This window comes from Streptomyces sp. NPDC002734, assembly GCF_040295685.1.
GTDB lineage: Bacteria > Actinomycetota > Actinomycetes > Streptomycetales > Streptomycetaceae > Streptomyces.
In genome coordinates this window covers 68015-80361 of record NZ_JBEOVU010000038.1, presented here as the reverse complement: position 1 = coordinate 80361, position 12347 = coordinate 68015, and the positions used below count along the sequence as shown (strand labels likewise).

10 protein-coding genes are annotated in these 12347 nt (G+C 74.3%); 4 read left to right on the top strand and 6 right to left on the bottom strand.

Annotated elements, in window-relative coordinates; genetic code table 11:
- Positions 1-540: 540 nt before the first annotated feature.
- On the bottom strand, positions 541-2175 hold the full coding sequence (locus ABT026_RS27535; protein WP_351117858.1) for an alkaline phosphatase D family protein: 1635 nt from the start codon (positions 2173-2175) through the stop codon (positions 541-543).
- A 209-nt stretch (positions 2176-2384) separates the two neighbouring features.
- Here ABT026_RS27535 and ABT026_RS27530 point away from each other — a divergent pair, with 209 nt between their 5' ends.
- The gene (locus ABT026_RS27530; RefSeq protein WP_351117857.1) at positions 2385-2930 is read left to right on the top strand and encodes a DoxX family protein; all 546 of its coding nucleotides are present in this window, start codon (positions 2385-2387) and stop codon (positions 2928-2930) included.
- A gap of 234 nt (positions 2931-3164) precedes the next feature.
- On the opposite strand, the gene ABT026_RS27525 is transcribed toward ABT026_RS27530, so the two are convergent.
- From ABT026_RS27525 to ABT026_RS27515, 3 genes are all read right to left on the bottom strand, one after another.
- Complete coding sequence (locus tag ABT026_RS27525; protein WP_351117856.1) at positions 3165-4145, bottom strand: anti-sigma factor RsbA family regulatory protein; 981 nt, start codon at positions 4143-4145, stop codon at positions 3165-3167.
- A complete protein-coding gene (locus ABT026_RS27520; RefSeq protein ID WP_351117855.1) occupies positions 4142-5026 on the bottom strand; it encodes an MEDS domain-containing protein in 885 nt (294 codons plus the stop codon). The genes ABT026_RS27525 and ABT026_RS27520 overlap by 4 nt, the downstream gene beginning before the upstream one ends.
- 127 nt (positions 5027-5153) lie before the next feature.
- Positions 5154-5516: an STAS domain-containing protein gene (locus tag ABT026_RS27515; protein ID WP_351117854.1), complete on the bottom strand. Its 363-nt coding sequence runs from the start codon at positions 5514-5516 to the stop codon at positions 5154-5156.
- A 243-nt stretch (positions 5517-5759) separates the two neighbouring features.
- On the opposite strand from ABT026_RS27515, the gene ABT026_RS27510 reads away from it, so the two are divergent.
- Both ABT026_RS27510 and ABT026_RS27505 read left to right on the top strand, forming a co-directional pair.
- Complete coding sequence (locus tag ABT026_RS27510; RefSeq protein ID WP_351117853.1) at positions 5760-10100, top strand: SpoIIE family protein phosphatase; 4341 nt, start codon at positions 5760-5762, stop codon at positions 10098-10100.
- Positions 10097-10399 carry an STAS domain-containing protein gene (locus ABT026_RS27505; RefSeq protein WP_351117852.1) on the top strand — a complete coding sequence of 101 codons (303 nt, stop codon included), beginning with the start codon at positions 10097-10099 and terminating at the stop codon, positions 10397-10399. The genes ABT026_RS27510 and ABT026_RS27505 overlap by 4 nt, the downstream gene beginning before the upstream one ends.
- Positions 10400-10465: 66 nt before the next feature.
- On the opposite strand, the gene map is transcribed toward ABT026_RS27505, so the two are convergent.
- Positions 10466-11323 carry a type I methionyl aminopeptidase gene (map, locus tag ABT026_RS27500; RefSeq protein WP_351117851.1) on the bottom strand — a complete coding sequence of 286 codons (858 nt, stop codon included), beginning with the start codon at positions 11321-11323 and terminating at the stop codon, positions 10466-10468.
- Between the two features lie 64 nt (positions 11324-11387).
- Here map and ABT026_RS27495 point away from each other — a divergent pair, with 64 nt between their 5' ends.
- Complete coding sequence (locus ABT026_RS27495) at positions 11388-11615, top strand: hypothetical protein (RefSeq protein WP_351117850.1); 228 nt, start codon at positions 11388-11390, stop codon at positions 11613-11615.
- A 26-nt stretch (positions 11616-11641) separates the two neighbouring features.
- Here the strand turns inward: ABT026_RS27495 and ABT026_RS27490 are convergent, their stop codons facing one another.
- Positions 11642-12280 carry a hypothetical protein gene (locus tag ABT026_RS27490; RefSeq protein ID WP_351117849.1) on the bottom strand — a complete coding sequence of 213 codons (639 nt, stop codon included), beginning with the start codon at positions 12278-12280 and terminating at the stop codon, positions 11642-11644.
- Positions 12281-12347: the final 67 nt, after the last annotated feature.

Below are 12347 nucleotides of genomic sequence, written 5' to 3'. Positions count from 1 at the left end.
GTCCATGCTGCAAGTCTCACATCGCGGTCAAGCCACCACGCCTACGCTGACCGGACTTTCACGGCAGCTCGACCACCAATTGAGATGACTTCTAAGGACGTCCAGATCGAGCTGACCCCCGGCGAGGCGGGCGAGATGCTGTACCGCACGGCGATCTTCAAGGGCGCGGTGGAGTAACGCCCATCGAGTCGTGCAAAAACCCGCCTGTGGCCCTGAGCGAACGTTCGAGAGACGCTGCGCAACAAGATCGCGGAGCTGACCAACGGGGGACGGAAGTAACAGTCGTACACCGTCGACCGCGACGCGGACTACCTGATGGAGAGCGTCACGGTCGTGCGTGACGACACCCTGCGATAGGCCCAGCGCGAGCTGATCCACTGCCTCAGCCGCATGCGCAGCACGTAGAAGTAACCCGCGCCCGACACAGGGCGTGCAACCGGGCGGCCCGCATCCTCGCGGGCCGCCCTCTTTCCTCCAGCGCGAGGCAAAAGAGCAGCAGGCCGTAGGCCCGACCGCCTGCGCCCCCAAGGCGGAGCGCCGTCAGGCCGGGGTGAGCCCCGGGTCGCCGGCCTCCGTGGTGAACGCGGCGGCCACGGTCAGCGGCGCGCCCGGTGTGGTGATCCTCTCGACGGTCTTGAACTCCGTCCGGGCCTCCCGCCGGCCCAGCTCCACCGTGGCGTAGCCCCGCAGCCCGTTGTAGAACTTCAGGTGCGGGTTGCGCGCGTGGTACCCCGCCCAGTTGGACGGCCGTGCCGAGCCGTCGCCGCCCGAGGAGATGGAGCTGGTGACGATCTCGGTGCCCAGCGTCCGCGAGGTGGGGTCGTCGAAGTCCTCCTTGACGTCCAGCCCGTAGTGGACGTGGACGTCGCCGGTGAGGATCATCAGGTTCTCCTGGCCGGACGCCTTCCACCCCTCCAGCACCCGCCGCCGGGAGGCCGGGTAGCCGTCCCAGGAGTCCATCGACAGCGTGGTGTTCCCCGCGGTGGCGTGGTTGCGGCGGCTGAAGGTGACCTGCTGCGGCACCACGTTCCAGACGGCCGAGGAGCGGCGCCAGCCGTCGACGAGCCACCGCTCCTGCTCCGCCCCGGTCAGCGTCATCGACTCCGCCTCCGACTCCGCGGTGGGCGTCTTCCAGCCGTCCCCGTTCGCCTGGTCGGTGCGGTACTGCCGGGTGTCCAGGACGTCGAACTGGGCGAGGCCGCCCCAGTGCAGACGCCGGTACAGCTTCAGGTCCGGGCCCTCGGGCCGCTGGGCGGCGCGCAGCGGCATGTTCTCCCAGTACGCGCGGTAGGCGGCGGCCCGGCGCAGCAGCCACTCCTCCGGCGGGAGCGAGCCCTCCGGGTGGTCGCCCGCGTAGTTGTTCTCGGTCTCGTGGTCGTCCCAGGTCACCACGAACGGGTGCGCGAGATGGGCGGCGATCAGGTCCGGGTCGGACTTGTAGAGGGCGTACCGCAGGCGGTAGTCCTCCAGCGTCACCGTCTCGTGGGCGAAGTGGGCCGGGATCACCCGGTCCGTGTAGTTGCGGGCGCCGCCCTTGGCGTCGACGGCGTACTCGTAGAGGTAGTCGCCGAGGTGGAAGACCGCGTCGAGGTCCTCCCCGGCCAGGTGGCGGTAGGCGGTCCAGTGACCCTGGTCGTAGCGCTGGCAGGAGACCAGGCCGAACCGCAGCCGGTCCACCCGGGCCCCGAAGCCGGGCGCGGTGCGGGTGCGGCCCGCCGGGCTCACCCAGTCGCCCACCCGGAAGCGGTAGTGGTACTCCGAGCCGGGCCGCAGGTTGCGCACGTCGACGTGGACGGCGTGGTCGAACTCCGGGTGCGCCCAGGCGTGACCGCGCCGCGCGACGCGGGTGAAGCGCTCGTCGTGCGCCACCTCCCAGTGCACGGAGATCCGCCGCTCCGGCAGCCCGCCGTCGGGGTCCAGGGGCCTGGGCGCCAGCCGGGTCCACAGCGCCACCGAGTCCGGCAGCGGGTCGCCCGAGGCCACGCCCAGCGTGAACGGGTCCTCGGACAGCTGCGCGGGCTCGAGCTCGTCCGCGGCGGCGGTGCCGGCGCCGGGCAGGCCCACCGCGAAGGCCAGCGCGGCCGCCGCGGCAGTGGTGGTCAGGAATCTTCGGCGGCCGAGCCGGAGCGCGGCATCGCGGAGTTCGGCGGAGTGCGGACCGGTGGGCGAGAGCATGGTGGCCTTCCGGGACGAGGACGGTGACGGGGTGCGGAAGGCATTCGAGCGGGACAGGACGACCCCCCGTTGTTGAGGACACGACATGCAGATGACGGCTGGGTAACCTCCCCACGACCCCCGGTGATCACTCGCGTGGGCGGATGGAACGGCGCAAAGCCGGGGACCCGGGTCCGGTCCGCACCGGTAACGGGTTTCAGGGAGTCGACGTGACGTGTTTCGACCGGCGTGATCTTGGTCTGCTGCTGCTCCGGGCAGGCACCGGCGGCGTGCTCGCCGCGCACGGCACGCAGAAGCTGTTCGGCTGGTTCGGCGGCCACGGCCTCGAGGGCACCGGGCAGTGGATGGAGTCCATCGGCTACGCCCCGGGCCGCACCAGCGCCGCCATGGCGGGCGCCGCCGAGACGGGCGGCGGCCTGCTGCTGGCCCTCGGCCTGGCCACGCCCGCGGCGGGCGCGGCGGCCGCCGGGGCGATGGCGGGAGCGGCGGCGGTCCACGCCCCGCAGGGCTTCTTCGCGCAGAGCGGCGGCTACGAGTACGCGGCCTCGCTCGGACTCACCGCCGCGGGCCTGGCCGTGACCGGCCCCGGGCGGCTCTCGCTCGACCACCTGCTCGGGCACGCGCTCAACAAGGGGTGGATGGTGCCGGCGGTGTTCGCCGCGGTGGGCGCGGCGACGGCGTGCGTGGTGGGCAGCCGCAACCGCCGGGTCAGGAAGCAGCAGGAGGGCGTGCAGGAGCCGCTCTTCGAGGAGTGACCGGCCCGCGCCGGACGTCCGGCGGCGAGACGCGCTCAGGTCGCGGCGACCTCGCTCCCGTCGCGGCGGCCCCTGCCCGCGTCACGGCGCCTCGCGCTCGGGCCGCGGTCGCCGCGCGGGCCGACGCGTGCCCGGGCCGCCGTGCGGTCGGCCCGCGGCCCGTGTCGCCGTGCCGGTCGGCCCGCGGGCCAGGCCGCCGCCGGGCGGATCGCCCCGCTCAGATCCCCCCGCGGGTCACTCCACCGCCATGTGGAGGCGGAGCACCAGCTCGTCCGCCCCGGCGCGCAGCTCGACCAGGTCGCAGAGCTGGTGCATGATCCACACCCCGCGTCCGCCGTGCGGCGAACGCGGGTCGGGGCGGCGGCGGCCCACCAGCGGGTCGGTCAGCTGGCCACTGTCGCGTATCTCGGCGACCAGCGAGTTCTGGTCCCGCCACATCCGCAGGGTGCCCCGCCCGCCGCCGTGCCGCACCGAGTTGCCGGTGGCCTCGCCGATGGCCAGCAGCCAGTCGGTGCGCCGGGCCGGCGAGAGCCCGCAGCGCGACGCCCAGTCCTCCGCGGTGCCGCGCGCCAGCGCCAGCTCGTGCTCGCCGAATTCGACCACCAGCGGGTCGACCGGGTCCGGGAGAGGGGTGTCGAAGGACCGGCAGACGTCCAGCGGGTCGGCGAAGTCGGGGCTGATCCGCCGCACGCCGTCCTCGGTCACCACCGGGTGGATGCGGCGGGCCGCCTCCAGCACCCGCTCGGGCAGCGTCACGTCGTACGGGCACAGCACGCTGACCCGGCGGCCGGCGAAAGCCAGGTTGACCAGGGCCTGGTGGCGCAGCGCCTCCACCGTCTCGAACGGCCCGCGCCCGGCGTACAGCGGCTCGCCCACGATGGACGGCCGGGACTCCGAGCTCTCGTGCCGGTCCGCGAACTCGCGGAACAGGGACAGCAGGCGGCCCGGGTTGCGCCCGGACTCCGTCATGTCGAGCCAGGTGATGCGCTCGTCCAGGTCCGCCAGGTGCGCGCGCAGCCGCTCGAGCCGCGGCCCGGGGACCACGACCAGCGCCTGCGCGCCGCGGCCCTGGACGGCGGCGCGGACGAACCGGCCCACCGCGTCGAGGTACTCCGCGTCGGAGCGGTAGAAGAGCGCGGGGTGGAAGAGCCCGGAGCCGGGTCCTCGACCGGGCGGCTGCCGGAAGTACGTGGTGGTTCGGCTGTGTGTCGTCATCGCTCGGCGATCTCCACAGGGGTTCCGAGCTCGGGGAACAGTCCGAGGAGCCGTCGAAGGGGAGCGGGGGCGTGCAGCAGGCGCAGCCGTCCGTCGCGGCGGCGCCGGGCCGCCTCGACGAGCACGACCAGCGCGGCGACGTCCAGATGCCGGAGACCGGAGAGGTCCAGCTCGACGTCTCCGCCCGGGGAACCGGCCACCACGGCCGCGGCGGTGCGCACGGCGTGGCGGGTGTCGTACCCGGCCGAGCCGGACAGCTTCAGACCGGTGCGGCCGGGCAGCGGTTCCAGCCGCAGGACGGGGCGCTCGACCGGCTGTCCGCCGTGGTCCAGGTGCGCCCCGGCCAGCAGGGCCAGCAGGCGCGCCGGCACGCGGCGGCGGTCGTAGAAGCACCACGCCGTGAGCGGCAGCGGTTCGAACACCTCGTGGTGGAGGCGGAGCTCGTACTCCAGCAGGCGGTCCGCCCCCGCCACGTCCTGTGCGCCCCAGGCCATCTCGCCGATCGCCCGCAGCCCGCGGTGTCCCTCCGCGAGCGCGGTGTCCATGGCCTGGTGCCAGAGGCCCATCATGGCGTCCGGGTCGAATCGCGACCCCGACAGGTAGGTGTGTTCCGCCGTGGTGACCACCAGGCGGCCCTCGGCCTCCGCCCGCGCCGCGTCGACGCCGGCGGACGCCAGCGCGCCCCTGACCCGGTCGGGGTCCGTGGTGGCCGCGAAGTACTGCACCTGCTCGCCGCGCTCGAACCCCGCGCGGACGAAGGGCACCAGATGCCCCGCCCACTCGCGGTCGTCGGAGAACACCACGCCGCTGTGACGACCCGTTCCGGGGACCGGCCCGGGGGTCGGCGGCGCGGGAACGGCGGCCGTGGAGGTCATGGCCATCTCGTCCGTCCTTCTCCGGAGCCCGTCTGTCCTGTCAGGCTGCCGGAGGCGCCTGCCCCCGGCAGGATAACGAAGTGCAGACAGCCCCGATGCCCCGTTCCTCGGGACCCAAACGGGGCCGGACGGCTCAAATTCGCAGCGCGTTCACAGCCTGGTCCACATCGTCGTGGAATGTGAAGATCTGGTCCAGCCCCACGGTGTGGAACATCTGTCGCAGGTCAGGGCCCAGTCCGCACAGGGCCAGCGGTCGGCCGGCCCGCTCGGCGCGGTGGTGTGCGGTGACGAGCACGGTGATGCCTGTGGAGTCGCAGTAGGAGAGCCCGGTGAGATCGATCACGAGACCGGCGGAGCGGGCGAGGTCCAGCTCGTCGAGGGCGCCCAGAAGGGCGCCGGCCGTGTGGTGGTCGAGTTCGCCGGTCGCCCGCAGCACGGCCGCGCCCGAGGGGTGCGTGTGCCGGTCGACGGTGAGGACGGGGTCGGTCTTGGTCACCGGGTCTCCTGGTGGGGGGTGCGGATGGGACGGAGGACGGACGGCAGGAGGGGACGAACGGCCCGGTGATCCTTCCGGCGGCGCCTGCCGCGGGTGACGCCGGGCGGTGACGACCGGCCGGAAAGACCAGTGGGTTCGGCTTATCCTACGAAGCCTGTGGAATGAGTGTGGGGTTCCCGTGAACATCCGGCGGCGCGCGCGTCACTCGGGTACGGGTGCTCGGTCGAGACGAAAGGCCCATCCATGGCACGCTCCTTCTCCCCCGGTGGATCCGCGTCGGCCGGGGCGGACGTGTTCGCCGCCGATCCCGAGGTCGGGCGCGACCTGGCCGCGGTCGACTGGGCGGAGACCCCGTTGGGGCCCCCGTCCGGCTGGCCGCAGAGCCTGCGCACGGCGGTGAGCATCCTGCTCTCCTCCCGGTTCTCGATGTGGATGGCGTGGGGCCCGGAACTGACGTTCTTCTGCAACGACGCCTACCGGCACGACACGCTGGGGCAGAAGTACCCGTGGGCGCTCGGGCGGCCCGCCCGCGAGGTGTGGGCGGAGATCTGGGACACCATCGGCCCACGCATCGGCACCGTCCTGTCCACCGGCCGGGCCACCTGGGACCAGGGGCTGCAGCTGTTCCTGGAACGCTCCGGTTACCGCGAGGAGACGTATCACACCTTCTCCTACAGCCCGCTGCGGGACGACGCCGGAGAGATCGTCGGCATGCTCTGCGTGGTCACCGAGGAGACGGAGCGGGTCATCGGCGAGCGGCGCATGGCCACCCTGCGCGATCTGGGGTCCGACCCCAGCGTGGTGCGCACCGAGCAGCAGATGCTGGACTTCGCCGCCCGCCAGCTCGGCCGCAACCCGCAGGACCTGCCGTTCACCCTCACCTACCTCTTCGACGACGGGCCCGACGCCGGCGGCGCTCCCGAGGGCGCCGTCGGCGCCGACGGCGCCCAAGGCCGCCGCGTACGCCTGGCCGGCGCCAGCGGCATCGAGCCGGGCCACCCCGTCGCCCCCCTCGCCCTGACGCCCGGCGACGCCGCCCCGTGGCCCGCCGCCGGACCGGGCGACGGCGCCGAGACGGTCGACCTCACCACCCTCACCGACGGCGTGGCGCAGTTGCCCCACGGGGCATGGGAGGCGCCGCCGACCGGGGCGCTGCTGGTGCCGCTGCCCCGGCAGGGTGGCGAGCCCTACGGATTCCTGGTGGCCGCGCTCAACCGGTACCGGCCGCTCGACGACGCCTACCGGTCCTTCGTCGAGCTGGTCGCCGGTCACGTCGCCGCGGGCATCGGCAGCGCCCGCAGCTACCGGGCGCAGCAGCGGCGGGCCGAGGAACTGGCCGAGCTGGACGAGGCGAAGACCGCCTTCTTCTCCAACGTCAGCCACGAGTTCCGCACCCCGCTCACGCTGATCATGGGCCCGCTGGAGGAACTGCGCGGCCGGCTGTCCGACGCCGACCGCGCGGTGCGCGACGAGCTGGACGTCGCCCACCGCAACGGCCTGCGGATGGGCCGCCTGGTCAACACGCTGCTGGACTTCTCGCAGATCGAGGCGGGCCGGATGCGGGCCGCCTTCGCGCCGGTCGACCTCTCCGCGACCACCGCCGACCTGGCCGGGGTGTTCCGCTCCGCCGTCGAGCGGGCCGGTCTCACCCTGGACGTCGACTGCCCGCCGCTGGACGAGCCGGTGCACCTGGACCGGTCCATGTGGGAGAAGGTCGTCCTCAACCTGCTCGGCAACGCCCTGAAGTTCACCTTCGAGGGCGGCATCCGGGTGGCGGTGCGCCGGGACGGCGACGAGGCGGTGGTGACCTTCGCCGACACGGGCGTCGGCGTGCCTGCGGACGAGGTGCCCCGGCTCTTCGACCGCTTCCACCGCATCCGGCACACCCGCGCCCGCTCCCACGAGGGCAGCGGCATCGGACTGGCCCTGGTCAAGGAACTCGTCCAGCTGCACGGCGGGACGATCACCGCGGAGAGCGCCGAGGGCCGCGGCACCGTCTTCACCGTCCGGCTCCGCCTCGGCACCGGCCACCTGCCCGCCGAGTCCCTCGTCCCCGCCGCCGCGTCCGCCACCCCCTTCACGGCGGACGCCCGCCCCTACGTCCAGGAGGCGCTGGGCGCCCTCACGGACACCGAGGCGACGCCCACCCGCCCCGGCGCCCGGGACGGGAGTGACGCCCCCGCCCCCGCCGGCGAGGGCACCGGAGACAGGACCACCGCCGGGAGCCCGGCCGAGGCGGCCCCCGAGGCCGGATCTCCCGCCGGGACCGGCCGCGCCCCCGAGGACGCCGGGGCGGACGGGCCCGGGGCCGCGGTGGTGCGGGAGCCGGCCGGGGCCCGTGTCCTGGTCGCCGACGACAACGCCGACATGCGCGGCTACCTCACCCGCCTGCTGACCGGCGCCGGCTACCGGGTCCGCGCCGTCGGCGACGGCGTCGAGGCGCTGGAGGCCGCCCGCGCGGTGCAGCCCGACCTGATCGTCGGCGACGTGATGATGCCGCGGATGGACGGCCTCGCCATGGTCGGCGCGCTGCGCGCCGACAGCCGCACCGCCTCCGTGCCGGTGCTGCTGCTGTCCGCGCGGGCCGGGCAGGAGGCGTCCATCGAGGGCCTGGAGGCCGGCGCCGACGACTACCTGGTGAAGCCGTTCGCCGCCGCCGAGCTGCTGGCCAGGGTCCGGGCCAACGTCGAGCTGGCGCGGATGCGCGGCCGGCACGCCCGCTGGCGCGCGGCACTGGTCGACGCCCTGCAGGAGGCGTTCTTCGTCTGCGACGAGACCGGCACCATCATCGAGGTCAACTCCGCCTACACCGAGATCCTCGGCTACGGCCCCGACAGCCTCCCCGGCCCGCACCGCCCCTGGGAGGAGACCGGCCGCGAGGCGCACGACCGGTGGGGCCAGGCGTTCCGCGAGGCGCTCTCCGGCCGGCCCGGCCGCTGCACCGTGGCCGTGGACCGCGCCGACGGCCGGCGGATCTGGGTCTCGGTCAGCTGCAACGAGGCCCGCGACCCGGACACCGGCCGTCGCGTCGTCGTCGGCACCTTCCGCGACGTCACCGCCGAGCACTACGCCGTGCAGCGGGACAGCGCCCTGGCCGCCCTCGGCCTCCGGCTCTCCCAGGCCGTCGGCCAGGACGAGGCGCTGACCGGCGCGCTGGAGGAACTCCAGCAGGTGTGGCGGGCCGCACAGGTCCTCGCCGTCGTCTTCGGCGACGGGCCCGAGCCCTGCGTCGCCGCCGTGGGCCAACCGTCCCCCGACCGGTGGGAGTACCTGCCCGAGGAGGACCGGGCGGAACTCGCCGCACTGCGCCACCGTCCCGCGCTCAGCCCGGTCGCCGACGGCAACCGCGCCCACGTCGTGCTGGAGCACCCCGAGGGCCCGATGGTGCTCCGGGTCGACCTCGGAGGGCGGCGGCCCTTCATCCCGGAGGACCAGCTCCTGCTGTCGCTGCTGGGCGGCCGCCTCGCGCAGGGCCTGACCCGCGCCCACCAGGTGGACCAGCACCGCCGCACCGCGCTCGCCCTGCAACGCGCCATCCTCGGCCCGGCACGGCTGCCCCAGGGCTTCGCCGTCCGCTACGAGCCGGCCGTCCCGCCCCTGGAGGTCGGCGGCGACTGGTACGACACCGTCGCCCTGCCGGACGGCCGCATCGGCATCGTCGTGGGGGACTGCGTGGGCCGCGGCCTGGACGCCGCCAGCGTGATGGGCCAGCTGCGCAGCGCCTGCCGGGCCCTGCTGCTCCAGGAGGCCGGGCCCGCCCGGACGCTGGCCGCGCTGGACCACTTCGCCGCGGGCATCCCCGGCGCGCTGTGCACCACCCTGTTCTGCGGCGTCCTCGACCCGAGGACCGGACGCCTGGTCTACGCCGGCGCCGGACATCCCCCGGGGATCCTCGCGGGACCCGACGGCGAGGTGACCCTGCTCGACCAGGGCCGCTCGCTGCCGCTGGCGGTCCGGCCCGGCGCCGAGCGCCCCGAGGCGGAGTGCACGGTCCCGCCGCGCTCCACGCTGCTGCTGTACACCGACGGCCTGGTCGAGCGGCGCCGCCGCCCGCTGAGCGAGGGCATCCGCCTGGCCGGGGAGGCGCTCCAGGAGGGCCGGAACCTGCCCGCGGACGAGCTCGCCGCACGGGTCATGGACCTGCTCGCCCCCGAGGACGGCTACGACGACGACGTCGCCCTCCTGCTGTACCGCCACCCCGGACCGCTGGAGCTGACCTTCCCGGCGCAGTCGTCGGAGCTGGCCGTCACCCGCGGCACGCTGCGGGGCTGGCTGGCACGGTGCGACCTGCCGGAGGGGATGGCCCAGCAGGTCCTGGTCGCCGCGGGCGAGGCCTGCGCCAACGCGATCGAGCACGGGCACCGGGACAGCCCCGGCGGAGCCGTCCGGCTGCTGGCCGCGACGGGCGCCGACGAGCTCACCCTCACCGTCGAGGACAGCGGCCGCTGGAGGCCGCCCAGCGCGGAGGCGAGCCTCCACCGAGGACGAGGAATCGCGCTGATGCGCGCCATGATGCAGGAGGTCACCGTCACGCCCGGCGAGGCGGGGACCACGGTTCGGATGTGGACGAGGATCGCCAAATGACGCCGCTGACCGTGACCCCCGGCACCGCCCCCGGCGGGCGGCCACTGCTGACGGTGGCCGGTGAGATCGACCTCGGCAACGCGGGGCTGTTGGCCCGCGAGCTGGAGGCACTGGAGACGGCCGACGCCGCCCCCGAACGGGTGGTGGTCGACCTCACCGCCGTGGACTACCTGGACAGCGCCGGACTCAGCGTGCTGTTCGTCCACGCGGAGAGACTCGAGATCGTCGTCTCGTCGCTGCTGGAGCCGGTGCTGACCTACTCGGGCCTGACCGAGCTCGCCGTGGTCCGCGCGCCGTAGCGCGCGGGTCCGCGGCGGGCGCCCCGGGGCCTGACCGGCGGACAGGCCCTACGGCGCGGACAGGACCTACGGCAGGGTGAGGATCTCGGCGCCGGTGTCGGTGACGACGAGCGTGTGCTCGAACTGGGCGGTGCGCAGCCGGTCCTTGGTGACCACCGTCCAGTTGTCGTCCCAGATCTCGTACTCGTACGTGCCCAGCGTCAGCATCGGCTCGATGGTGAACGTCATGCCCGGCTGCATCACCGTCGTGGCGTACGGGCTGTCGTAGTGCGGGATCACCAGGCCGGAGTGGAAGGACGAGTTGATGCCGTGCCCGGTGAAGTCGCGGACCACGCCGTAGCCGAACCGCTTGGCGTACGACTCGATGACCCGGCCGATCACGTTGATCTGCCGGCCCGGCCGGACCGCCTTGATCGCCCGGTTCAGCGCCTCCCGGGTCCGCTCCACCAGCAGCCGCGACTCCTCGTCGACGTCACCCACCAGGTAGGTGGCGTTGTTGTCGCCGTGCACCCCGCCGATGTACGCGGTGACGTCCAGGTTGACGATGTCGCCGTCGCGCAGCTCCGTCGAGTCGGGGATGCCGTGGCAGATCACCTCGTTGACGGAGGTGCACAGCGACTTGGGGAAGCCGCGGTAGCCCAGCGTCGACGGGTAGGCGCCGTGGTCGCACATGAACTCGTGGGCGACGCGGTCGAGTTCGTCGGTGGTGACGCCCGGCGCGATGTGCTTGGCGGCCTCCTCCATCGCCTGCGCGGCGATCTGGCCGGCCACCCGCATCGCCTCGACGGTCTCCGGAGTCTGCACCTCGGGGCCGGTGTACGGCGTCGGCGCGGGCTTGCCGACGTACTCGGGCCGCCTGATGTTTCCGGGTACGGATCGGGTGGGAGAAAGCTCCCCTGGTACGAGCAGCGACTGGGCAGACATGCCTGCGAGTCTAACCAGCGGGGCATACGGCATCAGCCCGTGTGGACGAGGGAAGGAGACAGGCATGGCCCTGTTCAAGAAGCGCGCGGCCGGCAAGCCGGGCGAGTGGTACTACTGCCTGCAGCACAAGAAGGTCGAGGAGGGGCCCGAGTGCCCCGCCAAGGACCGGTTCGGCCCGTACACCACCCGCGGTGAGGCCGAGCACGCCATGGAGACGGCCCGCGAGCGCAACCTTGAGTGGGAGAACGACCCCAAGTGGCACGACCCCGCGAAGCGCGGTGACCAGGAGTAGGGAGCCCGCCGGGCGGCCCGGCGGCCCTACCAGCGCGGGGGCGGCGGCGCCGTCAGCTGGTCGGCGAGGCGGGACAGCCGGTCCCGGAACCTGCGCCGCCCGCGCTGCGCGGTCGCCGAGTTCTCCCCGGCCGCCGCGCTGACCAGGTGCTGCACGGTGTCCAGGTCGACGACGGCCTCCGCCCCGTCGACCGGGCCCAGCAGCTCGTGCGCCATCGCCGCCAGGTCCTCGTGCCCCTCCGGCCCTCCGGGGTCCTCGGCACGGGGACCGGCGAGCGCCAGCACCGTCGCCCCGGCGCGCCGTGCGTCGCGCACCCGCTCCAGCAGCTCGGGGCCCGTCGCGTCCGGGGCCACCACCAGCAGCGTCTCCCCGCGCCGCGCCGCCTCCAGGCGGCGGAGACCGACGGCCAGGTGGGCCGGGTCCGAGGCGCGTGCGGCGTGCCGCACCAGGGTGGGGGAGAGCTCCGGCGTCCCCGACCAGGCCGCCTCGTCCACCAGGTGCGCCGCCAGGTGCCACGGCTCGTAGGCGGGCGTGCCGACCAGCAGCAGCCCGCCGCCGTGCGAGACCACCGACCCGCGCAGCGCCCCCGCGAACCGGCGCGTCGCGTCCAGCCACTCCGTCCCGGCCAGGACCTCGCGCAGCAGTGCCACCCGTACGGCATCCATGCGGCGCATGGTGCCGCACCCCGCCGCCGGCGGTCCCGGGATCGCCGCCGATTCCCCCGAACTGACG

Coding starts and splice junctions, on each gene's coding strand:
- ABT026_RS27535 (WP_351117858.1), bottom strand. CDS start 2,175: ATGCTCTCGCCCACCGGTCCGCACTCCGCCGAACTCCGCGATGCCGCG.
- ABT026_RS27525 (WP_351117856.1), bottom strand. CDS start 4,145: ATGACGACACACAGCCGAACCACCACGTACTTCCGGCAGCCGCCCGGT.
- ABT026_RS27520 (WP_351117855.1), bottom strand. CDS start 5,026: ATGGCCATGACCTCCACGGCCGCCGTTCCCGCGCCGCCGACCCCCGGG.
- ABT026_RS27510 (WP_351117853.1), top strand. CDS start 5,760: ATGGCACGCTCCTTCTCCCCCGGTGGATCCGCGTCGGCCGGGGCGGAC.
- ABT026_RS27505 (WP_351117852.1), top strand. CDS start 10,097: ATGACGCCGCTGACCGTGACCCCCGGCACCGCCCCCGGCGGGCGGCCA.
- map (WP_351117851.1), bottom strand. CDS start 11,323: ATGTCTGCCCAGTCGCTGCTCGTACCAGGGGAGCTTTCTCCCACCCGA.
- ABT026_RS27495 (WP_351117850.1), top strand. CDS start 11,388: ATGGCCCTGTTCAAGAAGCGCGCGGCCGGCAAGCCGGGCGAGTGGTAC.
- ABT026_RS27490 (WP_351117849.1), bottom strand. CDS start 12,280: ATGGATGCCGTACGGGTGGCACTGCTGCGCGAGGTCCTGGCCGGGACG.